This is a genomic window from Rhizobium sp. IBUN (genome assembly GCF_000510625.1).
Lineage (GTDB): Bacteria > Pseudomonadota > Alphaproteobacteria > Rhizobiales > Rhizobiaceae > Rhizobium > Rhizobium altiplani.
In genome coordinates this window covers 91,200-116,166 of record NZ_AZNV01000015.1, presented here as the reverse complement: position 1 = coordinate 116,166, position 24,967 = coordinate 91,200, and the positions used below count along the sequence as shown (strand labels likewise).

The 24,967-nt window shown below is 60.7% G+C and carries 23 protein-coding genes; 8 read left to right on the top strand and 15 right to left on the bottom strand.

Annotated features, from left to right (window positions below):
- Window positions 1–47: 47 nt before the first annotated feature.
- From RHIBUN_RS0115775 to RHIBUN_RS0115725, 11 genes are all read right to left on the bottom strand, one after another.
- Window positions 48–926: an ABC transporter permease gene (locus RHIBUN_RS0115775; RefSeq protein ID WP_025660279.1), complete on the bottom strand. Its 879-nt coding sequence runs from the start codon at window positions 924–926 to the stop codon at window positions 48–50.
- A gap of 10 nt (window positions 927–936) precedes the next feature.
- Window positions 937–1,863, bottom strand: coding sequence for an ABC transporter permease (locus RHIBUN_RS0115770; RefSeq protein ID WP_025660278.1), 927 nt, complete (start codon window positions 1,861–1,863; stop codon window positions 937–939).
- Between the two features lie 11 nt (window positions 1,864–1,874).
- On the bottom strand, window positions 1,875–2,858 hold the full coding sequence (locus RHIBUN_RS0115765) for an oligopeptide/dipeptide ABC transporter ATP-binding protein (protein WP_025660277.1): 984 nt from the start codon (window positions 2,856–2,858) through the stop codon (window positions 1,875–1,877).
- Window positions 2,855–3,871 carry an ABC transporter ATP-binding protein gene (locus RHIBUN_RS0115760; protein ID WP_025660276.1) on the bottom strand — a complete coding sequence of 339 codons (1,017 nt, stop codon included), beginning with the start codon at window positions 3,869–3,871 and terminating at the stop codon, window positions 2,855–2,857. The genes RHIBUN_RS0115765 and RHIBUN_RS0115760 overlap by 4 nt, the downstream gene beginning before the upstream one ends.
- Before the next feature lie 89 nt (window positions 3,872–3,960).
- Window positions 3,961–5,589 carry an ABC transporter substrate-binding protein gene (locus tag RHIBUN_RS0115755; protein ID WP_025660275.1) on the bottom strand — a complete coding sequence of 543 codons (1,629 nt, stop codon included), beginning with the start codon at window positions 5,587–5,589 and terminating at the stop codon, window positions 3,961–3,963.
- A gap of 265 nt (window positions 5,590–5,854) precedes the next feature.
- Window positions 5,855–6,811: a sugar-binding transcriptional regulator gene (locus RHIBUN_RS0115750; RefSeq protein ID WP_025660274.1), complete on the bottom strand. Its 957-nt coding sequence runs from the start codon at window positions 6,809–6,811 to the stop codon at window positions 5,855–5,857.
- Window positions 6,812–6,865: 54 nt separating this feature from the next.
- On the bottom strand, window positions 6,866–7,570 hold the full coding sequence (locus RHIBUN_RS0115745; protein ID WP_025660273.1) for an HAD-IA family hydrolase: 705 nt from the start codon (window positions 7,568–7,570) through the stop codon (window positions 6,866–6,868).
- Between the two features lie 72 nt (window positions 7,571–7,642).
- The gene (locus RHIBUN_RS0115740; RefSeq protein ID WP_025660272.1) at window positions 7,643–8,392 is read right to left on the bottom strand and encodes a glycerophosphodiester phosphodiesterase family protein; all 750 of its coding nucleotides are present in this window, start codon (window positions 8,390–8,392) and stop codon (window positions 7,643–7,645) included.
- A 574-nt stretch (window positions 8,393–8,966) separates the two neighbouring features.
- The gene (locus tag RHIBUN_RS0115735; protein WP_025660271.1) at window positions 8,967–11,261 is read right to left on the bottom strand and encodes a xanthine dehydrogenase family protein molybdopterin-binding subunit; all 2,295 of its coding nucleotides are present in this window, start codon (window positions 11,259–11,261) and stop codon (window positions 8,967–8,969) included.
- Entirely contained in the window at window positions 11,258–12,241 is a 984-nt protein-coding gene (locus tag RHIBUN_RS0115730) for a xanthine dehydrogenase family protein subunit M (protein WP_025660270.1), read from the bottom strand. Before RHIBUN_RS0115730 ends, RHIBUN_RS0115735 begins: the two co-directional genes overlap by 4 nt.
- On the bottom strand, window positions 12,241–12,714 hold the full coding sequence (locus RHIBUN_RS0115725) for a (2Fe-2S)-binding protein (RefSeq protein ID WP_025660269.1): 474 nt from the start codon (window positions 12,712–12,714) through the stop codon (window positions 12,241–12,243). The genes RHIBUN_RS0115730 and RHIBUN_RS0115725 overlap by 1 nt, the downstream gene beginning before the upstream one ends.
- A gap of 233 nt (window positions 12,715–12,947) precedes the next feature.
- On the opposite strand from RHIBUN_RS0115725, the gene RHIBUN_RS0115720 reads away from it, so the two are divergent.
- Entirely contained in the window at window positions 12,948–13,541 is a 594-nt protein-coding gene (locus RHIBUN_RS0115720; protein WP_025660268.1) for a TetR/AcrR family transcriptional regulator, read from the top strand.
- Window positions 13,542–13,598: 57 nt separating this feature from the next.
- Here RHIBUN_RS0115720 and minE read toward each other — a convergent pair whose 3' ends face one another.
- The 4 genes from minE to RHIBUN_RS35380 all read right to left on the bottom strand — a co-directional run bounded on the left by minE (window position 13,599) and on the right by RHIBUN_RS35380 (window position 15,863).
- Window positions 13,599–13,859 carry a cell division topological specificity factor MinE gene (minE, locus tag RHIBUN_RS0115715; RefSeq protein WP_018858057.1) on the bottom strand — a complete coding sequence of 87 codons (261 nt, stop codon included), beginning with the start codon at window positions 13,857–13,859 and terminating at the stop codon, window positions 13,599–13,601.
- Window positions 13,856–14,674 carry a septum site-determining protein MinD gene (gene minD / locus RHIBUN_RS0115710; protein ID WP_025660267.1) on the bottom strand — a complete coding sequence of 273 codons (819 nt, stop codon included), beginning with the start codon at window positions 14,672–14,674 and terminating at the stop codon, window positions 13,856–13,858. The genes minE and minD overlap by 4 nt, the downstream gene beginning before the upstream one ends.
- A 32-nt stretch (window positions 14,675–14,706) precedes the next feature.
- Window positions 14,707–15,432 (bottom strand): septum site-determining protein MinC, encoded by a 726-nt coding sequence (gene minC, locus RHIBUN_RS0115705; protein WP_025660266.1) that lies wholly within the window; start codon window positions 15,430–15,432, stop codon window positions 14,707–14,709.
- 293 nt (window positions 15,433–15,725) lie between these two features.
- A complete protein-coding gene (locus RHIBUN_RS35380; protein WP_018858054.1) occupies window positions 15,726–15,863 on the bottom strand; it encodes a DUF1127 domain-containing protein in 138 nt (45 codons plus the stop codon).
- A 350-nt stretch (window positions 15,864–16,213) separates the two neighbouring features.
- Between RHIBUN_RS35380 and RHIBUN_RS0115695 the strand changes: the two genes are divergently transcribed.
- The 7 genes from RHIBUN_RS0115695 to RHIBUN_RS0115665 all read left to right on the top strand — a co-directional run bounded on the left by RHIBUN_RS0115695 (window position 16,214) and on the right by RHIBUN_RS0115665 (window position 24,965).
- Window positions 16,214–18,295 carry a transketolase C-terminal domain-containing protein gene (locus tag RHIBUN_RS0115695; protein ID WP_025660265.1) on the top strand — a complete coding sequence of 694 codons (2,082 nt, stop codon included), beginning with the start codon at window positions 16,214–16,216 and terminating at the stop codon, window positions 18,293–18,295.
- Between the two features lie 3 nt (window positions 18,296–18,298).
- Complete coding sequence (locus RHIBUN_RS0115690; RefSeq protein ID WP_025660264.1) at window positions 18,299–19,519, top strand: 2-oxo acid dehydrogenase subunit E2; 1,221 nt, start codon at window positions 18,299–18,301, stop codon at window positions 19,517–19,519.
- A 231-nt stretch (window positions 19,520–19,750) separates the two neighbouring features.
- Window positions 19,751–20,932, top strand: coding sequence for a helix-turn-helix domain-containing protein (locus RHIBUN_RS0115685; RefSeq protein WP_025660263.1), 1,182 nt, complete (start codon window positions 19,751–19,753; stop codon window positions 20,930–20,932).
- 322 nt (window positions 20,933–21,254) lie between these two features.
- Window positions 21,255–21,476 (top strand): hypothetical protein, encoded by a 222-nt coding sequence (locus tag RHIBUN_RS0115680; protein ID WP_025660262.1) that lies wholly within the window; start codon window positions 21,255–21,257, stop codon window positions 21,474–21,476.
- Between the two features lie 354 nt (window positions 21,477–21,830).
- Window positions 21,831–22,208, top strand: a complete 378-nt coding sequence (locus tag RHIBUN_RS0115675; protein ID WP_025660261.1) for a VOC family protein — start codon at window positions 21,831–21,833, stop codon at window positions 22,206–22,208.
- A gap of 50 nt (window positions 22,209–22,258) precedes the next feature.
- Entirely contained in the window at window positions 22,259–23,806 is a 1,548-nt protein-coding gene (locus tag RHIBUN_RS0115670; protein WP_025660260.1) for a DHA2 family efflux MFS transporter permease subunit, read from the top strand.
- 136 nt (window positions 23,807–23,942) lie between these two features.
- Window positions 23,943–24,965 (top strand): LLM class flavin-dependent oxidoreductase, encoded by a 1,023-nt coding sequence (locus RHIBUN_RS0115665; RefSeq protein WP_025660259.1) that lies wholly within the window; start codon window positions 23,943–23,945, stop codon window positions 24,963–24,965.
- Window positions 24,966–24,967: the final 2 nt, after the last annotated feature.

The window sequence follows — 24,967 nt, the reverse complement described above, 5'->3', positions numbered from 1 at the left end:
GCAGAATGGAGAGGTCTGGCTTGCGACACTTGAGCCCTCAGTCCGCCTCAGCTGACGGTCGGGTCCAGCTTGTCGCGAAGCCAGTCGCCGGCAAGCGAGATCGAAAGCGTCGTCAGCATGATGACCGTGGCTGGTGCCAGCATGATCCAGGGGGCACGCGTCAGGTATTCCCGTCCGAAGCCGACCATGTTGCCAAGGCTGGTCTCAGGTGGCTGGACACCCAGCCCGAGGAACGACAGGCCGCTCTCCATCAGGATGATCTCCGGAAAGGTCAGCGTCATCGAGACGATGAGGGTCGAAGCGACATTGGGCAGGATGTGGCGGAGATAGACCCGCGTCGGGGTCGCGCCGAGCTGCACAACTGCCGCCGCATAGCCCTGCGCGCCAGCGGCAACGGCTAGGCCGCGAGCAATGCGGGCATAACGCTCCCAGCCATAGAAGCCCATGAGGCAAACCAACAGTACCATGGATGAGCCGAAAAAGGCGAGTACGGCAAGCGACATGATCAGGAAAGGCAAGGCCGCCTGGAAGTCCGCCAGCACGAGCACGACGTGCTCGACTGCGCCGCGAAAACGGGCAGCGGCGAAGCCGAGAAGCGTGCCAAAGACTGCTGATAGAAGCGTCGCGCCAAAGGCGATGATCAACGAGAGGCGGATCGACTGGATCAGGCGCGAGAGAACGTCGCGACCCAGCTCGTCTGTGCCAAGCCAATGTTTGCTGGAGCCGGGTGCGGAAAGCCGGCTGGTGAGGTCCATGGCGGTAATATTATAGGGCCGCATGTGGTCGGCGAAGGCAGCAACCACCACCATTGTGAGAAGCCACATAATGCCAAGGAAAACGAGCGGCGGTACGGTTTGCAGCAGCCGCGACGTCCTGCCATTTGCCATTCGGACGGTCCGCGCTTCACCAAGTTCGACATTAGCCATGCTTCTTTCCTCAATGTCCTGTGTGAGAGCGCAACCGCGGATCGAGCCAGCCATAGAGCAGATCGACAACAAGATTGGAGACGACCATCGTGGCTGCGATGATCAGGAGAATGCATTGAACGACCGTCAGATCTCGATTGCTGACAGACACGACTAGCAAACGACCGATGCCCGGCCAGGAGAAGATCGACTCCACGACAACGGCACCCGCGATCAGCGATCCGACCATGAAGCCGACGATGGTGACGATCGGGACGGCGGCATTGGGGAGCGCGTGGCTCCAGACGACGTCGCTCCACTTCAGCCCCTTGGCAGACGCCGTCCGGATATAGGGCTGCCCCATCACCTCGATCATCGCGCTGCGCGAAAAGCGGGCAAGGATGCCGATCCCCCCAATGCTCATCGTGATCGTCGGCAGGATGCCATGCATCCACGTGTCCTGACCGCCGGATGGCAGAAGCCCGAGCATGACGGAGAAAATCAGAACCAGCACGAGCCCCATCACGAAGGAGGGAATTGTGAAGCCAAGGATCGCCAGAAGGATGACCCCGCGATCGGCAAAACTCTGCCGATGCAGCGCGGCGTAGACGCCTGCTGGAATGCCGATCACAAGTTTCAGGATCAACGCCGGTACCGTCAGTTGCAGGGTGGCCGGAACGCGCTCCATGACGAGACAAAGAGCTGACGCCTTATCGCGCATCGACACGCCAAAATCGCCGGTGAATATCGATTTGAGATAAGCGATATACTGGATCCAGAGCGGCTGATCGAGACCCCACGCCTTTCTGAAGGCGTCGATGGAATCCTGCGGCACGTCGGGTCCTAGCATGACCTGCGCCGGATCGCCCGACATGCGCAAAACGACGAAGGCAAACGTCACGACAGCGAGGATCGTGATCAGCGCCCGGAACAACCGCACGAGAACGAAGCGGATCATGTGAACATTCCCTATGCTGCAATCCGGGCGTCTTCGCCCGCTGTCACGTGGCACGCCACTGTCCGCCCGTGCCCGATGGTCTTAAGCTGAGGCGCGTCGATACGGCAGCGATCGCGCGCCAGCGGGCAGCGCGGATGAAAGGCACAGCCTGACGGTCGATTAGCCGGATTGGGCGGCTCGCCCTGAAGGATCGTGCGTCCTTGAAGCGGGATGCCCGCACGCGGTACGCTCGATACCAGAGCGCGCGTGTAGGGATGCATCGGCGAGTGGAAGATCACGTCAGCCGATGCCTCTTCGACGACACGGCCGAGATACATGACCGCAACCTTATCGGCCATGTTGCGCACCACCTTGAGGTCATGGCTGATGAATACCATTGCGATGCCGTGCTGCTGCTGAAGATCGCGAAGCATGTTGATGATCTGGGCCTGGATAGAGACGTCGAGGGCCGAAACCGGTTCGTCGCACACCAGAAGCTTCGGGCGGGAAGCGATTGCGCGTGCGATCACGGCGCGCTGGCGTTGGCCACCTGACAATTCGTGCGGGAAGCGTGGGGCCTGATCCGGCCGAAGGCCAACCGCGTTCATGAGTTCGGCAACCCGTGCGGCGCGATGTTCCCTTGGGATCAGCCGGTGGATTTCCAGCGGTTCGGACAGCTGCGTGGCAATCGTCAGGCGTCGGTCGAGGGCTGCGAGCGGATCCTGGTAGACAAGTTGCATCTTTGCCCGCAGCTTGCGCCACTCCGGGGTTCTGCTTTCCGGCATGGGCTTGCCATCGAACACGACCTCGCCTTCCTGTGCGGCGTCGATCCCGAGCAGCATACGCCCGAGCGTCGATTTTCCCGAGCCAGACTCTCCGACGATGCCAAGGGTCTCGCCGGGCATCACGGCCAGCGAGATACCGTCGACGGCGCGCACCGGTGTCGGGCGACCTAACAGTCCACGGCGGACATGGTAGATGCGAACGAGGTCGCGGACTTCGATCAACGGCGTCAATGCATCATCCCCTCTGCGATGCGGTCTCTCGTCTCGGCGGCAATCGCGGCTGGCGGGACCGGCCGAGCACATGCGAGCTGGCGTCCACGGCCGATCGAAACAAGCGGAGGCAACTCGTGACTGCATGCCTCGACAGCGCGAGGACAGCGCGGCGAAAAGGAGCACCCTTTGGGCAGGTTCCGTGGATCCGGCACAGTCCCTGTGATCGGGATCAAACGTTGCCGCGGACCATCGATACTTGGAATGGCATCGAAGAGACCGCGGGTGTAAGGATGGCGTGGCTCAGCGAAAAGCTCGTCCACCATCCCTTCCTCGACAATGCGCCCGGCATACATGACGCAGACGCGCTCGCAGATCTGCGACACCGCGCCGAGGTCGTGACTGATGAAAACGGTCGCCATGCCCGTCTCGGTCCTGAGAGAGGTCAACAGGTCCAGGATTTGCGCCTGGATTGTCGCGTCGAGCGCTGTCGTCGGCTCGTCGGCGATCAGCAGATCCGGCTCGCCGGCAAGGGCCATCGCAATCATCAACCGCTGGCACTGTCCGCCTGAAAATTCATGCGGATAAAGGTCAAAACGGCGCCGCACATCCGGGATGCCGATCATATCCATGAGCCGCCATGCTTCAGTCTTTGCCGCCTCGCCGCGAAGGCCGCGGTGAATGAGAAGCGCCTCGGTGATCTGGCGCCCGATCTTCAGAACCGGATTGAGCGAGCTTGACGGGTCCTGGAAAATCATCGCGACGCGTCCGCCTCGGACTTGCTCCAGCGCGGAACGAGGCGCGGCGAGCAATTCCTGCCCGTCGATTTTGACCGATCCCATGACGCTCGCCTTGCCGGGCAACAGACCCAGCGCGGCAAGCCATGTCACCGACTTGCCGCAGCCCGATTCACCGACCAGGCCGACCGCCTCGCCTTTTGCAATGTCGAGATCGATCCCATGCAGTACCTGCACGCTATCGAAAGCGACTTTCAGCCCGCGCATTTCCACGAGCTTGGCGGCAGCTTTGCTCATCGGCTCACCCTTCCTGTCGGCGGTTGCGTTCATGACGAACGAGATGGATCCGGCGGTTCGCCGCCGCCGGATCCGGTTCATCGCTGAGATCAGCTCGGCCAGTTGTTGGCGCGGAAATCCATTGCAAAGGCGGGAGCGGCCTTCCACTTGAGCGACGACTTCATGCCGGTGAAGACAGCGTTCTGATGCAAGACCTGGTAGACCGGGTCTTCGCGCTCGCAGATCTCGAGCATACGGGCGAAGGCCTTCTTGCGCTGCCCGCGGTCGGTGCTGGTTTCCAGGATCTGAGACATCTGGTTGACCTCGGCGTTCGACCAGTCCTTCTTCTGCTGGACTTCGCCGTTCGGGCCAAACTGGGCAACGATCGAGGAGACGGGATCGTTGAAGTTGGCTGAGGCCGACCAGTCGCGTACCCCCTTGACGCCTGCCGGATCGTGGATCTGGCCCCAGTTTTCCTTCATCTCGATCTCGACGTTGAGACCAACCTGCTTCCACATTTCCACCATGATCTGGCCGTTGGCGGTCTGGTTGGTGTAGTAGTTGTTGAGCAGCCGGAAGGGGATCGCGTCGCCCTTGTAGTTCGCCTGCTTCAGGAGGTTCTGGGCGAGAGCCGGATTGTATTCAGGAACCGACCAGCCTTCGACGAACATGTCGCCGTAGAACGGAAACTGCAGGCCTGCCGGGATCTTCGTCTGGCCAGCCCACAGCGCGTCGACGATCGCCTGGCGGTCGATCGAATGCGTCATGGCGCGGCGGACCAGCGGGTTCTGCAGGATCGGATTCTGGATATTGAAGACCGAGATGCGGTGATTGTTGATCGTCGAACCCTGCACCTCGAAGCCAGGAGCCGCCTGAACGGCTGCGATCTGGTCGGGCGGAAGGTCGCAGGCGAAATCATATTCACCGGAAAGCAGGCCGTTGACGCGCGAGGCGACTTCTGGAACTTCAACAAAGCGGATCTGTTCGAGCGGCGGGCGACCGCCCCAATATTCGTCGAAGGCCACGAGTGTCAGCGACACATCGGGTTTGAATTCGGCGACCATGTAAGGACCTGTCGTGACCGGCTTGCGGGCCCAGTCGACATAGGTTCCGGCTTCGTCCCAGGCGCGACGATTGGCGATCTGGCTGCCGAAAGCGTAGAGGCGGCCTTCGAGCGTCACGTCAGGCGTCGCGTTGTGGAAACGAACCGTGTACTTGTCGACGGCTTCGACGCCAGCGAGCGCCGGCCACAGACGGCGGCCGACGCCCGGTACCGCTGCCGGCAATTCCTTGACGGACGTCGGCTTGTTGTCGTCTTCGAAGACGGTCTTGCCGCCTGCCGGCTGCGTGCTGCCGAACACGCGCTGGGAGGAAAAGCTGAAGGCGACATCGTCAGCAGTCAACTCGTCGCCGTTGTGGAACCTCACGCCCTGACGCAGCTTGAGTTCCAGCGTCTTGTCGTCGATGCGCTTCCACTCGGTGGCGAGACCGGCAACTGGACCCTGATTGCCCATCCAGTCACGCAGGATCAAGCCTTCCCAGAGGTTGGGGAAGAAAACTCGCTCGCCGACATTCGACTGCTCGTTCCAGATATCAAGCGTGTTGTTATTGGTGATTTTCTGCACGGCGATCGTCACGGACGGCCGCTTGCCTTGGCTCAACGCGAAGCGTGGCAATATCGCGGTGCCTGCCGTTGCGCCAAGCAACCCCAGGACGTTGCGTCGATTGATAGAAAGCATGAAGGTCCCCCTTTGACGAAGTTTTGACGGAAATGGATCGGTCATAATGTCGCGGTGTTTTATGGCAGACTGCATGTCGGTTTCTTGATGAAACGATGAAGTTTACGTGACATTTAAGATGCTGTATTTGTTAACTTATCTCGACTTGTCCAGGCATCGAATTCCGCCCCCAATCCGTCTGGATTTTGGTTCACGGGCTCTTCGTCGAGCCAAGGCGAGCGATGCACAATTCGCCGATCAAGTCGCCCTTTCGGGCGCCTCGACCTTATGATCCCAGCAGGCTCTGCGCAGTAATCTCGTCGGTCATCAGACCGTTGATCAGGCGCCCCTTCAGGGCACCCTGGATCGCCGCCAGTTTTTGTTGACCCTTCGCCACGCCGATCACCAATGTCCTGCTGCAAGATGGAATGGGCGCACTCGCGACGCGATCGTTGGTAATGCCCTCAATCAGCTTGCCGTCCTTGTCGAACGTCCACCCGACAATCTCTCCGACCGCGCCTGCCTGGTGCAGGAGCTTCAGTTCGTCCTTCAGGATGAAACCATCAAGGAAAAGAGGCGCCTGAATGCCGACGTCCCCAATGCCGACAAAGGCAACGTCAGCGCGTGCGGCAAGCGACAGTGTCTGGCGGATTACGGGCTGGTTGTGAAGGACCACCCGTTCCTGTCGCGACGAGGCGATAACCGGAACCGGCATCGGAAAGCATTTCGCCGTGATCAGGTCGGCAAGCTTGAAGACCACATTATAGAACCAGACCGAGCCTTCGCGGGTGATATTGCCTGTCAAGGAAACGATCTTGTGCTGGTGTGCTTCCATGGGCACCATTTCCTCGATCGCGGCCTTCAACGTGTGACCGGTACCAATGGCGATCACGGCAGGCTTGTCGCAAGCCAACCGGCGCTCGATTTCGGCAGCCGCTGCCTGGGCAAGGCCGCCGCTCAAACCCTGAGCCTGATCGCCGGACGGAATGACTTCCACGAACTGCAGCGAAAACTTGCTCTTCAGCCTTGCTGCCATACTCATGCAGTGGCCAACCGGATAATCGAGCCGGATCTTGATCAAGCCTTGCGAGACAGCGCGCGATACGAGACGCTGGGCGGTTTGCCGGGAAACGCCGAGCTTCTGTGCGATCTCATCCTGGCTGTGCCCCCCTATGTAATAAAGCCAGCCAGCCTTTGCCGTGAAATCGAGACGGCTGCCATGGTCATCTCGCCTCGCAATCATGTCGCCCGCCTCCCCGCTGGTTCATCCTCATCTGCGTCACGGCCTCGATCGACGTCACGCACCCACCTCGACCGATGGCCGGGCCTGGTGCTGGTTGCCGACTCGTCGCCACAGGACATGCAGCAGCTCTTTGGCACCGAGAACGACCTCCTCGGCTCCTGCCGCAAACAGCGCCTCGCGCCGGCCCGAACGCGGATCGTTTGGCGCCACGAAGCCGATTGCCGGTACACCGGCAGCAACTGCCGCCTGAATACCCGCTGCGCTGTCGTCGATGACGATGCTGCGCGCGCTGCTCGCGTTCATTTTGGACAGGCAGAACCGGATGAGATCCGGCGCGGGCTTTGGGGCGGCGACCATCTCGGCGCTGAATATGTTCGGGGCAAAGCGTGGCCACAGATCGAGAAGGCCCAGGCTCTTTTTGAGGCGTTCGACCGTGCTGTTGGATGCGACGCATTTTGCAACGTCGAGCCCATCGAGAACGGCGCTGATGCCCTCCATCGGCAGAAGGTCGCGGCAGAAGGCAGCAAATATTTCGGCATGCCAACCGGCAAAAACGGTATCGAGGTCGGCGCTGATGCGGCTGGCCAGAATCTGCCGCAAGTCAGCCTCCGACTTTCCGGTAAACTCGACGAGCACCTGGCGCGGCGTCATCTCCATGCCGGCCTGGGTTATGGCATGCGCAAGCGTGCGCGCCGCAATCGGTTCGCTATCGATCAGCACGCCATCGCAATCAAAAATCAGAAGATCCAAATTACTCATAGGTTCGCTATTCAGGTATTCGGTGGTTCGCATGTCTGCGTGCACAGGCCATTGCTGAGGGACCCCAAGTGATCAAGCGGCCGAATGCCGCGATCCGGCGCGCAGCGCCAGGGCCAGGGCTGGATCATCGCTGGTGATCCAGCCGACGCCCTGCCCGAGCCAGTGTTCGATCTCCTCTTCCTCATTCAACACCCAGCAGCAGAGACGATCGCGTGAAACGATCGCGGCAACGTCGTGAAAGGTTGCGGCCAGCAGCGACTTCTCGATGGCAACGAGGCCGGCGACTTCCGCAGCTTTGGCGAAGGTCGCAGCCGCACCCAGCGCCTCGGCGGACTTGGCATTGATCGAGCACAGGCGGCCGATTTCGGGAGCAACCTCTTGGCACCGCGCGAGAACCCCCAGATTGAAGCTTGTCAGCAGGCTGCGCCCGGCAAGCCCGTGACGTCGAATGGCCGCTGCCGCCAGGGCCTCAAGCCCTTCGTAATGCGCTCCATCCGCGTCGGCTTTCAGCTCGACATGAAGCTCGACGGGTCTCGAGGAAGCAAACAGAGCAAGCACCTCGTCAAGGGTCGGGATTGACTCCTGCGATCCTTTGAGGCGGGTCGCCTGATGATCGGAAGGTGACAAAGCCCGGACCTTGCCCGCTTTCTCGGTCGTACGCTCAAGCGTGGCGTCGTGAATGACGACGAGTTCCCCGGCGTCGGTCAAATGCACATCAAATTCGATCGCATCGACAGGGAGTTCCAAGGTCCTTCTGAAACCCTCAATCGAATTTTCGGGCCATTTGTTTCGTGCTCCGCGATGGCCAACGATTTTCGTCATGGGAAATACCTTCCGTAAAGATCAACTGGTCGAAAGTGCCGCCTCCCGGAAGCGACGCTCGTCTGCCAGCAATGTGACAGGCACCGTCACGTCTCGCGGCCAAGGCGACAGGAGTGGAGCATCGACGCACGCCTCTTTTCGAAGCTGGCATCGCGTGGGGCCCTCGGTCTGCGCTTTAGCCGCCTAACGGACAGCGTTAGCGGCACGGTATAGTGAGCGCAGATAACCGTTGCGTGACATCTACCTCCACGGATGAGCAAATGCTCAGTTCCGGGAACAAGGCGTGCTGATCGGGTTCAAAATTTGCGGGTGCGGTTAGCGGCATTGAAGCGGCTTCATGTGCCTGAATGCCAATGGCTGCCGTCGATGCTGAGATATCAGCGAAGCCTTGTCATTCGACATCCTTACGGGAGATGCGAATTCATGACCGGCCAGCCACGCGGTCGCGGATGTATTTTTCCATAAGGGAATCATTCCCGCGCAATCCAATCACGGATGCACGGGAACTCGCCATACGCGCTTTACGCTGCACGGCCCGTCGCCTGCGCAGAACGCAAGCCGACGAAGCCACTCGTCACTGCAGCTTCTCAAGCGTTATCGGCAGGTCGCGAACCCGCTTGCCGGTGGCGTGAAAGACGGCATTGGCGATTGCCGGCGCAACGCCGACAATGCCGACTTCGCCGACACCCTTGCCCCCGAGCACCGAGGCGTTGAGGTCGGGGATGCCAACTGAGATTACCTCGATCGGCGGAATGTCGGCATTGGTCGCAACGAGGTAATCGCCGAGGTTGTTGTTGATGACGCGCCCGTTGCGCGGGTCAACCAGGCCTTCCTCGAGCAGCGCCTGACCGATCCCCATGATGATCCCACCACGCCATTGGCTTTCGGTAAGCTTGGGGTTGTAGATCCTGCCGCAATCGAAGGCCGAGACCATGCGGGAGACACGGACGGTACCGAAATCCTCATCCACCTTGACCTCCACAAAATGCGCGCACCAGCTGTGCATGGCGAACTCGCCCGCAGTCGGCCCCTTGATGCTTGTCATCGTGGTCCAGGCTTTCCGGTGACCTTCCGGCCCCTGCTCTCCATCAGGAAGAGTGTTTCGCCGTGTCTCAACGCTGTCGCGGCCAAGAGCTGTCATCAGCTCCGAGATGGAGACAGAAAGCCCCCCGTCGCGAGGCACTGAAATCCGACCGCTTGCGAGTGTCAACGTATTGGCGCCAGTATCACGGAAAGGAGAGGCACTGTCGTTGAGGGCAAGCTCGATCAGCTCGTCGCGGGCAGCCGATGCTGCCTTGTGGACGGCCCCGGTGATTGCGCCGGCAAGCATCGAGCCGCCAGCAACCGTAGCGCCGGGAAGCGATGAGTCACCAAGCCGGACATTGATGCTTTCGACCGGAACACCGAGCACTTCAGCCGCGGTTTGGGCGAGGATCGTGTAAGTGCCCTGTCCCATGTCGATCGCGCCACTGACGACTTCCACCGAACCATCGGCGAGAATTCGGATCAGTGCCTCGCTCGAAGCGCGCAGGACCGGGAAGGTTCCGCACGCCACCCCCCAGCCGATCAGTTGTCTGCCATCTCGCATCGAGCGTGGCTCGAAGCTGCGGCGTGACCATCCGAACGCCTTGCCGCCCTCGGCAAGCGCCTCGCGCAAGCGGCGGGTCGACCATGGCTTGCCGGACTGTGGGTCCGCCTCGGCGTAGTTCCGCAACCTGAGTTCGACAGGATCGATCCCGACCGCGTAGGCGAGCTCATCCATGGCGCTTTCCAGGCCAAAGGCGCTTGGATTCTTGCCAGGGGCGCGCAAAGCTCCCGGCACAACCGTATTGACAGGTACGATGCTATGCTTCGCGCTGAAATTCTCCACAGCGTACATCAGTGGCGTCGCGGCGTTTGTCTGCTCGGGGAAATCGGCGTAAGTCGCTGTCTCGCTCACACCCCGATGCACGATGGACTGCAGCACGCCATCGGCGTTGGCGCCAAGAGCGATTGTCTGCCTGGTCGCGGCACGGCCACCATAGGCCGTAAAAGTCTGCGGGCGCGCGACAGCGAGCTTTACCGCTCGCCCAAGCTTGCGCGCTGCTGCCGTTGCAACGGCGCCATAGGCATAGGCTGTTGCCTTGGAGCCGAAGCCACCACCGATAAAGGGCGAGACGATACGCACATTTTCGGGGGGCAGTCCGTACCACTCGGCATAGGTGCGGGCCATCCCGTGCGTCCATTGGCTCGGTTCCCAGATGGTCAGCTGATCACCGTCCCATTTGGCAATCAGGCCATGCGGCTCGATCGTCACGTGATATTCGCGTGGCGTTCGATACTGTGCCTCGACACGCACCGCGGAGGCGGCGAGCGCGGTCTCGGCATCGCCCCAGCTCACCGTGAGCGCATCGAGCAGCTTTCCTTCTCCGGCTTCGGGGTCATCGAGATCGACGACCGCCGGCCCTTCCTCGTAGGTGATGTCGACCAACCTTGCCGCTTCGGTTGCCTGCTCCAGTGTTTCCGCGATCACGGCAGCAACCGCCTGACCGTTGAAGCTGACATTGTGCGAAAGGGGATGGTAGGGCTGGTTGTCCGGCCGGTTTCCGTACCAGTCGGAAGCCACCTTCAGGCCGAGATCGACTTCGGGTGTCAGCACCAGTAGCGTGCCTGGAGCGGCCTTTGCCCGCGTCGTGTCGACCTTTACAACCCGACCGGCAGCAATCCGGCTCTGCACCAGGACAGCATAGGCCAAGCCCTCGACTGGCTGTTCCAAAGCATAGGTAGCGCTACCGGTGATCTTCAGCTTTCCATCGAAGCGCGAGAGGCGACCGCCGATCGTACCGTCGGAAGCATCACCACGTTTGTTTCGGGGTTCCATGATGGTCATGCGAGACCTCCCAGATTGAGGATGGCGCGCGCAATGACACGCGGCGCGAGTTCGACCTTGTAGCGATTGGCGCCATGCGCGATGGCGCCATCCATCGCCAGTCGGCTTGCCTTCTCGATGATACCGGCATCGAGGGGCTTCCCAATCAGAGCCTCCTCGACGGCTCGTGCACGCCAGGGCTTGGTGGCAACGCCACCCAACGCGACGCGGATGTCGCGGACCGTGCTGCCGTCTGGCTCCATCTCGAGACCGACGGCAGCGCTTGCGGCTGCGAATTCATAGGACTGGCGGTCCCGGATCTTGAGATAGGTCGAATGTCTGGCGATTGGGGACGCCGGAATGAGGACCGCAACCACCATCTCGCCGCGCTCAAGGATGGTTTCGCGATCGGGTGTGTCGCCGGGAAGCACGAAGAATTCGTCAGCAGTCACCTTTCGGCCCCCGAGGTCGATCGTCGCGTCCAGTGCAACCAGCGCAACGGCGAGATCCCCCGGATAGACAGCAATGCACGCCTCGCTGGTACCCAGCACCGCATGATTACGGGTCACACCCCCGATCGCCGAGCAGCCGGAACCGGGGTTGCGCTTGTTGCAGGCAGAAAACGTCGCAGGGTCACGGAAATAGGGGCACCGCGTACGCTGCAGAAGATTGCCGCCTATCGTCGCCATATTGCGCAACTGAGGAGAAGCCGCCAGCAACAGCGACTGCGAAACGGCCGGATAGTCGGCCCGTATCCCTGGGCTGCGGGCCACATCTTCCATTTTCGCCAGCGCGCCAATGGTAACGCCATCAGCATCCGCCGCAATCTGCGACAGGCCCGAGAGGTGACTGATATCGACGACTGAATTGGGTTCCGCAACACCACATTTTGCCAGGTCGAGAAGCGTCGTGCCGCCGGCAAGCAGCATCGCGCCTGGCTGCGTGGCCTGCTGGCGGGCGTCGTCGAGCGAACCTGCCCGGAAATAGCTGAAGTCCCTCATCACGCCATCTCCGCCGCTTCGCGGACCGCCGCCACGATATGATTATAGGCGCCGCACCGACAGAGATTGCCGGCCATGTATTCCCGGATCTCGTCGTCCGAGCCCGCTCGCCCCTCGCGGATGCAGGCGACGGCCGACATGATCTGGCCCGGCGTGCAATAGCCGCACTGGAAGGCGTCATGTTCCAGGAAGGCGGTCTGTACCGGATGCAGGTCGCCGCTTTCGGCCACAAGTCCTTCGATCGTCGTGATGCTTCGCCCTTCGACCTGGGCGGCGAGCGTGAGACAGGCGAGCACGCGCTTGCCGTCGACGTGGACGGTGCATGCGCCGCACTGCCCCTGGTCGCAGCCTTTCTTCGTGCCAGTAAGGCCAAGTTGCTCACGCAGTGCGTCGAGCAACATCACGCGCGGTTCGACATCGAGATCATGCCGCCGTCCGTTGATGTCCAGGGAAAGATGAACCGTTCGTGTCATGATAAGCTCCTGCTATCGTCACGAGATTGGAGGTAAATCCAGAAAGAGGGTGGCCGCCGGGAATAGGAGCGCTACCTAAACTCACGGGAAGCAAGTCTGGGCACGTTTCGACATGACATCCTGCCCCCTTCTGGATTAAGAGGTAAAAGGCCCTCCTCACAAACGGAGGAGCCTCCGTTTAATCTAGTGACTTGCCGGTTGCCGTCAAGTCCGGAATGCGCTTGGAGCTTATTTTGGCCTCGGCACCGCCGAAGACAGCACAGTCGACACCGCCGCCACTGCGCGCCGACGCCCGTCGCAATCGTGAGAAGCTCGTCGAAGTCGCCGCCGCCGTCTTTGCGGAAGCTGGCGTCGAAACATCGCTGGAAGACATTGCCCGCCGGGCCGGCGTCGGCATTGGAACGCTCTACCGGCATTTTCCAACGCGCGAGCATCTGGTTGAGGTGGTCTATCGGCGGGAACTGGAAAGCCTCGCCGCGGCGGCGGAGGATCTCGCGGCAAGCCACGCGCCTGACGCTGCGCTGGAAGAATGGATGCGCCGCTTTGTAGGCTACATTGCCGCAAAGCGGGGGATGGCAAGCAGCTTGAAAATCCTGATGGACTCCAACGCCTCGCTGTTTGCCGAAGGCAGCGGCATCCTGCGCGGCGCCGTTGAACGGCTCCTGAGAGCGGCAGCCGATCAGGGCTTCATTCGAAACGATATCGACACGAGCGACCTTCTGCACGCCCTTTCGAGCATCTATTCGCTACCGGCATCTGCGGAGTGGCGGGATCGCTCGAACCGGCTGATCGGTCTCTTGATGGATGGGTTGCGGACGAAGAAATAACGCCATCGCCAGGCTTTGCGCCAAGCGGGAGGCGGCGCTCGTGGCGCCGCCCTTTGTTCATGCTGCCCGGACGGTCGCGCCCAGTGGGATTTCGACGTCGATCTCGAGGATCGACATATGCTCGTCGCGATCCATCGTCACGCGAACCCGTTCGCTGTCGACCTGCACGTGTTTGGCAATCACGGCGAGGATCTCCTCGCGCAGCAACGATACGAGATCGGATCCTGCCGAAACGCGCTCATGCGCGAGTAGAATCTGTAGTCGTTCCCGGGCCGCTGGCGCGGTCCTTTGCTTGCCAAAGATGCTGAAGATGCTCATGCAGCGGCCCTCCGTCCGAAGATTTTACCGAAGATGCCCCGCCTTTCTCCCGGAACGACGACTGGAAATTCCTCACCCGCCAGCCTGCGCGCAGCATCGAAATAGGCCATCGCCGGCGCACTGCGGCTATCGGCCAGGGTCACGGGGGCACCAATGTTGGATGCGCGAAGCACATCCGAGCTTTCTGGGATGATGCCGAGAAGTGGGATGGAGAGGATCTCCAGCACGTCATCGACTTTCAGCATGTCACCGCGTTCTGCACGGTTGGGGTCGTAGCGCGTCAGGAGCAGATGTTTTTCCATCCGTTCTCCGCTTTCGGCCTTCGCGGTCTTCGAGTCGAGCAGCCCGATGATGCGGTCGGAATCACGCACTGAAGAGACTTCGGGATTGGTGACGACGACGGCGACGTCGGCGTGGCGCATGGCAAGCGTGGCACCGCGCTCGATCCCGGCCGGACTGTCGCAGATGATCCAGTCGAAATGACGCTTCAGGTCGTTGATAACGCGCTCCACGCCTTCCGCGGTCAGGTTGTCCTTGTCGCGCGTCTGGGATGCCGGCAAAAGGAAGAGCGTCTCAAGTCTCTTGTCACGGATCAGCGCCTGCGAAAGCTTCGCGTCCCCCTGGATGACGTTGATCAGATCGTAAACGACCCTTCGTTCAGCGCCCATGACGAGATCGAGATTGCGCAGGCCGACGTCAAAGTCGACAACAACGACTTTCTCGTTTCTTTGAGCCAAGGCTGCTCCGAGGGCTGCGGTGGATGTGGTCTTGCCCACTCCGCCCTTGCCCGAAGTGACGACGATGACTTTCCCCATCTTTCTCTCCTGTGTGATAGCCAGCTTCGGGCCTAGATAAGTTTCTCTGCCTTGATCGATTCGCCTTCCAGCCAAAGCTGAACGGGCTGTCCGCGAAGGTTCGGCGCAATGTCTTCCGCCATTTTGTAGATGCCATCTATCGCCACCAACTCTGCCTCAAGCTTACGGCAGAAGATTCGCGCCGATGTATTTCCGACGGAGCCCGCCATGGCCCGCCCCCTCAGTGTCCCGTAGATATGAACCGAGCCACCGGCGATGATTTCCGAACCGGAAGCGACGGACCCGATGACCGTGACATCGCCTTCTGGAAAGATCAGCGACTGGCCTGAACGAATCGGCTCACGGATGACGATCGACTGCAGCGCAGGTCGGGCCTCGACGGCTTCGGACTGGGCGGCGCGAACATCGATGACCGGCTCCTGCTGCGGAACCTCGAAGTCCGAAACCGGGCGCCCGCCCTTGAGGGCTGGGGGCATGCCAGGGCCGATCATCGACGGGCGGCAGCCCTCGATCCCCATGATGCTGACGTTGCGCTGCGCCAGCTCGGCAATCAGGCCCTTCAGCTGCGCCCGGTCGATCTGGAGATCGCCGACGTCAAGCACGACCGGTCGCCCCAGGAAGAAGCCGGCGGAGCGCGCGGCAAGATCGTCTAGTCTTACGAGCCAGTCATCGAAGGGAAGATCTGGCGAAAGCATGACCGCCAGAAAAGAGCGGCCCTTGATACGGATCGAGCGAGCGTCAGTTAGCACTTTGGTCATCTATGTTAAGAAATCGTTGACTATTTCTATGTCTGATTTGGTTAACAAATAGTTAATTTCGGGCGCCCAGATCATTAACAGATCGCAAATCCTCTCACCGCAAATCGAAGCCACTAGCCCCTGATGCGCTGACAGCAGGCATCTTGGATCGCCACCCTGGGGTAAGCGAGGATGCCTTCTCATAAAGGGGGGCTGGTGTCGCTGGCAGCGGACGCCAAGAACCTGCCAGGCAATCCCTGAAACAATAAAGGCCCGCTTGGGCGGGCCTTGAGGTCTGGGTCTCGTTCGGTGCCTTAGCGGCCATAAACCAGCCGCTTGATGTCGCCACGGCTGACGCCGATGTCCTTCAGCGCCGAGTCGTCAAGTCTGGAAAGATCTCTGTATGCCTTGCGGAGCTGAAGGAACTCTCCGATCTTGTTGCCGATTTTCATGTCATATCTCCTTGTGCGATGCACAATTGTATAGCGCATTGCTTTATGAATGAGCATTTCGAAAAGCGCATATGAGGCATCTGGAATTTGCAGCCTCGAGATGCAGGTTGCGAAGGAAACTTGCACGATCCCATCGGCGACACGCGGATCTGCCCGACGATTCGATAGGCAGCCACCGGCAATACCGGCAAACTGGAACCTTATCGAGAACGCCGAATTGATGGTGTGAAATATCGCCGTCTGGTGAAATGAATGTTTCACACCACCGTGCCTTTCGCGGAAAACTGAAACGAAATTTCTCCAAGGCTGTACTAACCTCCTCGTGGATCAGAGATTTGGGAGGATCGAAGATGGCACAGGCGACCGCGCTTATAATGCGTGGCAGGAACGCACCCGATGAGGGAATAGACTGGAAGCGCGTTACCTATCTCCTGCATCTCTCGCGCATCCTTGACGAGATGGAAGAAACGCGGCTCGTCCCCGAAAAAAAGATCCTCTATCAGTTTTCCGCCCGCGGCCACGACATGGCGCAGATCATGCTCGGGCTGCAGCTGACGAACCGCCACGATGCTACCTGCGGCTACTATCGGTCACGCCCGCTGCTTTTGTCGCTCGGCGTCGATCCGGCCGATGCGCTCGGCTCGGCGATGGCGCGCGCCGGCGGCTATTCGGACGGTCGCGACATCGGCGTCGTCTTCAACTATCCGAACCGCGACGGCGCCTCTGCCCTGCCGATGTGCGGCGGTGTCGGCGCCCAGTACACCCCGACCGCGGGCTGGGCCCAGGCTATTCACTACCATGCAACGGTCCTGGGGGAGCATGACTACAGTGACGCGATAGCGGTCGTCCTTGGTGGAGATGGCTCGGTCGCATCGAATGGCTTCTGGTCGGCGCTGACAATCGCTACAACGCAGAAGCTGCCGATGTTGTTTTACGTCGAGGATAACGGCTTCGGGATCTCAGTTCCCTCCGACATGCAAACGCCGGGCGGAAACATTGCAGCCAATCTCGCGAGCTGGCGCGGCCTTGCCATCTTTGAAGGTGATGGCTGCGATCCCGCTGACGTGGCTCGCCTCATGCAAAACGCCGTCGGTTTCGTCCGCGAGCAGAGAATGCCCGCTCTCCTGCGGCTGACGGTTCCGCGGCTGGAGGGTCATAGCTTCCAGGACACCCAGTCCTACAAGAGTGAAGAGCTCGTAAAGGCGGAATGGGCCCGCGATCCGCTGCCTCGTCTGCGAGACTACCTGGTTCCCTTGGCAATCAGCGCTGACGAGTGGGAAGCCTGCAGGCTTGAGGCCGGCGACACCGCGGAAAAGGCACGCGCGGAGGCTGAAAGCCGCGCCTTTTCGTCTCCCGAAACCGTCACCCGTCATGTGTTCTTCGACGGGGAAATGCAGTCAATGGGCGGTCAGCACTGCGACGGCTACCAGGCTCCGGAATGCAGCAACGAGGCCGCGCCAGACGGCCAACGTATCAATATGGTCACGGCGATCAGGCGCACACTGGACCACGAATTGGCCACCAACCCACGCGTGGTGCTGTTTGGCGAGGACATTGGCCCGAAGGGCGGCGTTCACGCGGTCACGCTTGGACTCCAGGAGAAATTCGGCAAGGACCGTGTCTTTGACACATCGCTGTCGGAAGAAGGCATTGTCGGTCGCGCCGTCGGGATGGCGCTTGCGGGCCTCGTTCCCGTTCCCGAGATCCAGTTCCGCAAATACGCCGAGCCCGCGACCGAACAGATCAACGATTGCGGTACGATCCGCTGGCGCACCAACAACCGGTTCGCAGCGCCGGTGGTGCTGCGCGTGCCCGGCGGCTTTTTCAAATGTGGGGATCCGTGGCACAGCCAGACGAACGAGGTCGCCTTTATCCATCAACCAGGCTGGCAGGTTGCCGTTCCCTCGAACGCCGAAGACGCCGTCGGGCTGTTGCGAACGGCCCTGCGCGGGAACGATCCGGTGATCTTCTTCGAGCATCGCGCCATGCTCGACCATCCATGGGCCCGTCGCCCCTACCCCGGCGACAACTTCGCGCTTCCCTTTGGCAAGGCACGCTTTACACGCAGGGGCGACGCCATCACGATCGTGACCTGGGGTGCCATGGTTCCACGCTGCGAGGAAGCGGCAGAAGGCATCTCCGCCGATGTCATCGATCTGCGAACATTGATGCCGTGGGACCGCGAGAGCGTCATCTCGTCGGTTCGTCGCACACGGCGCTGCCTTATCGTCCATGAGGACCTTAAGACAGCCGGCTTCGGCGCGGAGATCGCCGCCGTCGTTGCTGACGAGACCTTCCTGGATCTCGACGCCCCGGTCGCACGGTTGACGATGCCTGACATCCCGAGCCCGCACAATCCATCCTTGCTCGAATGGGCACTGCCGTCCGTGGACCGGATCCGGCAGAAGATCACCGCCTTGGTGGAGTACTAGATCATGGTCGATTTCGCCGAAGTCCTCGTTCCCGTCGAACAGGAAGGAACGAAGACGGTCGTCCGCAACTGGCTGAAGCAACCGGGTGAGACTGTCGCGCTGGATGATCCCCTCGTCGAGCTTGAGACGGACAAGGTGACGCAGGAGATTTCCGCACCCGCGGCCGGAATACTTGACGAGATCGTCATGGCGTCGGGCACGGATGCGACGCCTGGCGCGGTTCTCGGCCGTATCCGCCTCAAAGCCGCCGCCGCTGGTGATGACCATACGCGCGATATTCCACCCTTACCGTCCCGCGAGACAAGCAATGCTGCCGGGGACCGGTTCTCGCCAGCGGTTCGCAGCGCCGGCGCACAATATGGCATCGACCCGGCTGCGGTGCTTGGCACCGGCAGGGACGGACGTGTCACGCGTTTGGATATGGATGCCGCGTTCGAAAAAAAACAGCGACGCGACGGGGTACCGTCGTCCCTGAACACGCCGACCGGCTCCGGGCCGGCCACTCTCGCCCGCGATCAGATCAGTCACGGGTCGCGTATGGTCGCCCATACGCCCATGCGGCTTTCCATCGCCCGGCACATGCTGGAGTCGCTTACGGCTGCCCCCCATGTCACGTCGATCTTCGAGGCCGATTTCACGGCAGTCATCAGGCATCGCGAAAGGAACAAGGCGGCAATGGCCGCCGATGGCATCAATCTCTCCTATACGGCCTATATCATCGTCGCTTGCGTCGTGGCGATGCGGGCAGTACCGGAGATCAACAGCCGCTGGCATGAGGATCATCTGGAGGTCTTCGACGATATCAACATCGGCGTCGGCATGGCCCTCGGCGACAGGGGCCTGGTCGTCCCGGTGATCCAGCAAGCGCAGAGCCTCGCGTTACCCGATGTCGCCGCCAGACTTCAAGACCTGACCAATCGCGGGCGTTCCGGTGGCCTGACCAACGCCGACATGCGCGGCGGCACCTTCACCATCTCAAACCATGGCGTGTCTGGCTCGCTGGTCGCTACGCCCATCGTCATCAATCAGCCGCAGTCGGCAATTCTTGGCGTCGGAAAAATGGAGAAGCGCGTCGTCGTACGAGAGATCGACGGCGTCGACACCATCCAGATTCGGCCGATGGCCTATGTCTCGCTAACGATCGACCATCGCGCGCTGGACGCCCACCAGACAAATGCCTGGTTGACGTCTTTCGTCCAGACCCTCGAGGGCTGGCGGGAATAGCGCGGGCGGCTCGCAAATAGCCGCGCGCTGCGAGTTCGACTGGCGTCCGCCACTTATCACCCAGACGGCACCGTTGCATGCACGCATCCACAATCGCGCGAGTGTGCATAACGGCGTCCTATGGTAGCGTTTTCATTGACTACAACGCGGCATGCGCTAGCTTTGACAAAAGCTGATTCAGTACTGGTGGGATAGCTAGGCCGTGCTCCCTGATCCAATATGGAGACCGAATTGCCGGACGATGAACGATCTCGCCTCTCCCCCCCACACCCTGATGGCGGCAAGCGCGACGATAGCAAGACCGTGCAGGTGGAACGCCGTCGCTTTCCTCGCGACACCAAACCAACGGACGAGCACCCTGCGCCTCCTCCGGCATTGAAACCCCTGCGATTTTCCACGCGAGACCTTGAGCCGGCACAGCAATTTTTCGCCTGGCAGTCTTATGTCGCGCCGCTTGTCGATATCAGGCGCCCGGATAGCATTCCCACGGATACGGGTTTTGTGGCCGACCATGCAGTCTGGAACCTCGGCGGCATGCTTGTCGTTCAGCAAAGCACGCCCGCCCATAGCTATATGCGTTCGGAAGCGAAGGTTCGATCAAGCCCGATCGATCACTGGCATATCTCTGTATTGCGCGGCGGCCGAACATGGACGGAAGTTGGCGGACACGTTTCCGAGGGAGAGCCTGGAAATGTCGAATTGCGTAGTTTGGGGCATCCCTTTCGTGGTCGATCGACGGACGCCCAAACCCTGTCCCTCTACCTGCCTCGCGAATTGCTCCATCCCGCCTCCGCTGTCGAAATCAAGAACAACATCGCGCTCGTCGGAACACGCGCCAAACTGCTGATCGACTATCTGGATGGCGTCGAGACGAAGCTGGCCCTGCTTGCTGAGGCGGATCTTTCTCACGTGGTACAGACCGTCCGCGATCTGATCCTGGCCTGTGTTTCATCATCGTCAGCACATGTCTCGTCGCCTGAACAAAGCAGCGGCTTGCCACTGAAGGAACGCGTCCACCGCTTCGTCCAGCACAATCTGATGTCACCCGACCTGACGACCGACCGTTTGTGCCGGGAACTGGGCGTCTCCCGCACGCGGCTCTACCAGGCGTTCGAGACAGACGGCGGTGTGCATCACTATATCCAGCGGCGCCGGCTCTTGTCCGCGCACGCCGCATTGAGCGATACCTCCAACCGGCAACAAATCGCCGATATCGCCTTCGCGGCTGGCTTTTCCTCAGCCGCACATTTCAGCCGCGCCTTCAGCAAGGAATTCGGCTACAGCCCGCGTGAGGCGAGGACTTCGGGCATGCCGTCCAATATTGGCTATTCCGTCGAGCCGGTAGCCGAGGCTGAGAGTGGTCAGTCCTTCGACACTTGGCTGAGAACGCTTGGGCACAACCGTCGAGCCTGAACGCGGTCATTGTGCTAACGCCTTGCGTCGGTCGCCTCCCCGTTCGCGCTGAATGCCCGCCACCGCAAGTTCCCGCGTTTTTGGGTCATGCCTCTTGCAAGGCGAGCACCCACGGCTGTGCCAATATCGCTCAACAGCGAGAGCACCTGAGCCGTCCCTGGAGCCGCAGAAATGTACGCTGCTGCAAGTTTCCGGATGCGTAGCTAACGACAAGATCCCAGTAACCCCTTAATAAAGAAGCATAATCGCAGTGCAGGCAGTGAGACGGAACGCACAAGGAAATGCGCCCGTCATCAGATGGGGCAACTTTCAGGGGCATATCATGGAACCGACCAACCCTACGATCCAGATCAGCAACCCTCAATATTCTACGAGTGATCCGTACCGCGTCGTCGAGCGTGAGGAAGTCCTTGCACAGGCTTTTCGAGCTTTCGTGCAACGAGCCGTTGCTGCGGGATGGAAGGAAACCGAGGTCGCTCTGACGTTGGCCGATATCGCCGACGATTACGTAATGGCTCTCGCGCGAAGGGTTAAGGCGAACTAGCATCGAGTAACTTTCGCGTGCAGCACCACCTGAACGCGAAATGCCAGCATCTCTTCAGCGTGTCCGGGGCCCACCGCTTTGCACTAATGCAAGCGGTGGGCCTCGGTCGTTGAGCCGACGTTACGCGTTCCTGACGGCTTGTCAAACTCGCTTGGCGCCACAATCCATCAGTTTCGTTTCAAAGGCTTCAGCCTGCTTTGGCAATATTCCTGGCTGCCCGTCAGTCCTCGGGGCAGAACCGGGATCGACAATTGAGCTCCATCATTTGCTTTACTGATGCGACGCTGTACAGTCGCGAGCGGACCGATTGGCTGCGGCTCATCAATCACGAGCGCCCGCATAGAAGGAGGAATGATGTTTCATCATGTTTCTATCGGCGTGTCCGATCTCCAGCGTGCACGAAAATTCTACGACGCAGCACTTGAGCCGCTGGGCTATACGAGGCTTTCAACGAGTGACGGATGGCTGGGCTACGGTGCTGAACAGCCCCAGCTCTGGATAAAGCTCGCCGAGCGGCCTGTCGTTCCCGACATGGAGTCGGGACTGCACTTCTGTTTTGTTGCCCCCAACGAGGAAGGCGTCAGAGCCTTCCACACAAACGCAATGTCGGGCGGCGGGACGGACAACGGAGAACCGGGAATACGCCCCGAGTACGGATCGTTCTATTACGCAGCATTTGTCATCGATCCGGACGGCTATCGCCTGGAAGCGTTTTTCCGCCGTCCTGAGTGAAGGCCCGCAGCGCGGGCCGTCTTGAACCATCCCGATCGCAGGGCAACCGCATGTCGCAACACCTTGAGCCCGCCTCCTCTCATCCGCCTTCGGCGGTGATCTGGGTGGGCTTCATTGCGATGTGCATCGGGATGTTCATGGGGATCCTGGACATCCAGGTGGTCGCGACATCCCTGCCTACAATTCAGCAGGCCATCAATATCGATCCTGACCAGATGAGCTGGATCCAGACCGTCTATCTGATCGCAGAGGTGATCGCGATACCGTTGACCGGCTTGCTGACGCGTGTCCTGACGATGAGATGGCTGTTCGTCGCCTCCATAGGCTTGTTTGTCGTCGCTTCCACTGGCTGTGCGGCAAGCAACGACTTTGGCGAACTGGTTGCCTGGAGGGTCGTTCAGGGCTTTTCCGGTGGAACGCTGATCCCGGCGGTTTTTTCGGCCGTTTTCATCCTCTTTCCCAATAAGCGGCAGGCACTCGCCACGACAATCGCTGGCGTGCTGGCTGTCTTGGCACCGACGGTTGGGCCGATCATCGGCGGCTGGCTGACGTCAACCTATTCGTGGCATTGGCTGTTCCTCATCAATATCGTTCCCGGCATTGTCTCGGCGCTGGTGGCGTGGCAGTTCCTGCCCCGGCAGAAGGGCGACGTGTCCGAACTGCGGCACCTCGATGGTCTGTCGCTCCTTATGATGGCGCTGGCGCTGGCGAGCCTGGAACTGGGATTGAAGGAGGCGCCGACGAGCGGTTGGATCTCGCCTTACGTCCTGAGCTTGCTAGCATTCAGCCTGGTATCGGGGTCCGCATTTGCATCCCGGTCGCTGCGCAGAACGCGTCCCATCGTCGACCTGCATCATTTCCGAGATCGGAATTTCCTGGTCGGATCCGCGCTCAGCTTCGTGCTCGGGATCGGCCTGTTCGGCTCGGTCTATCTCATGCCGGTGTTCCTTGCCTTCGTCAGGGGGCACAATGCCCTGGAAATCGGGATGACGATGCTGGTCACAGGCATAACGCAGCTGTTCACCGCACCGATCGCCGTTGCGCTGGAAAAGCGGACAGATCCGCGTCTGCTTTCGGCCGCAGGCTTCGGGTTGTTTGCGATCGGACTAGGGATGAGCGCATTCCATGATCCGCGCTCCGACTTCGATGCCATGTTCTGGCCGCAGGTCGTGCGCGGTGCCGCGATCATGTTCTGCCTTCTGCCGCCGACACGCCTCGCCCTCGGAACCTTGCCGGCATCGCGGGTGCCAGACGCAAGCGGCCTCTTCAATCTGATGCGCAATCTGGGCGGGGCGATCGGCATCGCCATGATCGATACGATCATCTACACGAGGTCGGAGCCGCTTGGGCAGAGACTATGGGATCAACTGCGGGCCGGCGACGCAGCCACGGCGGCGTTTATCGGGGCTCCGGCGGGAACGATCAACGGGAGCACCGGCGACTTCACACCGGACACGATCGCTGCGCTGGATCCGCTCGTACAGACAGCAGCAAGCGTCCAGGCGATCAACCAGGCTTGGCTGATCGTCGCCATACTGACAGGCTGCGCGCTACTCTTCCTGCCTTTTGCAAGACGGCTGACCGCATCGCAGCAGTAGCGGCCGCTCATTCGGTGTTCGTCAGTCTCAAAGGATGAACAGAGCGTTCAATCGTCTTTTCGTGGCAGACGCTGCTCCGCATGTTATGCCCATCAAAAATTCCCACGGCAAACCGCGATATCCAACGGGTAAAATCATGAAGAAAATCGGCTTTCTCTCCTTCGGCCACTGGGCGCCCTCGCCTCAATCAAAAACCCGCTCCGCGGGTGACGCGCTGCTCCAATCCATCGATCTTGCCGTTGCTGCTGAAGAACTCGGTGCGGATGGCGCGTATTTCCGCGTCCACCACTTTGCGCGGCAGCTGGCGTCGCCTTTTCCGCTCCTGGCGGCAGTCGGTGCGAAGACGAAGACCATAGAGACCGGCACCGCGGTCATCGACATGCGTTACGAGAACCCTCTCTACATGGCCGAGGACGCCGGTGCTGCCGATCTCATTGCCGGTGGCCGCCTGCAACTGGGGATCAGCCGCGGCTCTCCGGAGCAGGTCATCGATGGCTGGCGCTATTTCGGCTACCAGCCACAAGATGGTTCGAGCGATGCAGACATGGGCCGTGGCCATGCCGAGGTGTTCCTGGAAGCACTTAAAGGCGAAGGTTTTGCCCAACCGAACCCGCGTCCGATGTTTCCTAACCCGCCCGGCCTGCTGCGCCTTGAACCCTATTCGGAAGGATTGCGCGAGCGCATCTGGTGGGGCGCGGGGTCCAATGCAACTGCAATCTGGGCAGCCAAGCTCGGCATGAACCTGCAGAGTTCGACGCTGAAGGATGACGAAACCGGCGAACCCTTCCATGTCCAGCAGGCCGCACAAATCCGCGCCTACAGGGAGGCATGGAAGGCAGCCGGCCATACTCGCACCCCACGCGTATCAGTCAGCCGCAGCATCTTCGCACTTGTCGACGATCGCGACCGCGCCTACTTCGGCCGCGGCGGCAAGGAACAGGATTCGATCGGCTATATCGACGAAAACACCAAGGCGATCTTTGGTCGCTCCTATGCGGCCGAACCTGAGGCGCTGGTCAAGCAGCTCTCCGAAGACGAAGCCATTGCCGAAGCCGACACCCTGTTGTTGACAGTCCCCAATCAACTCGGCGTCGAATACAACGCTCATGTGATCGAGGCGATCCTCAAATATGTGGCACCAGCACTTGGCTGGCGTTAAGT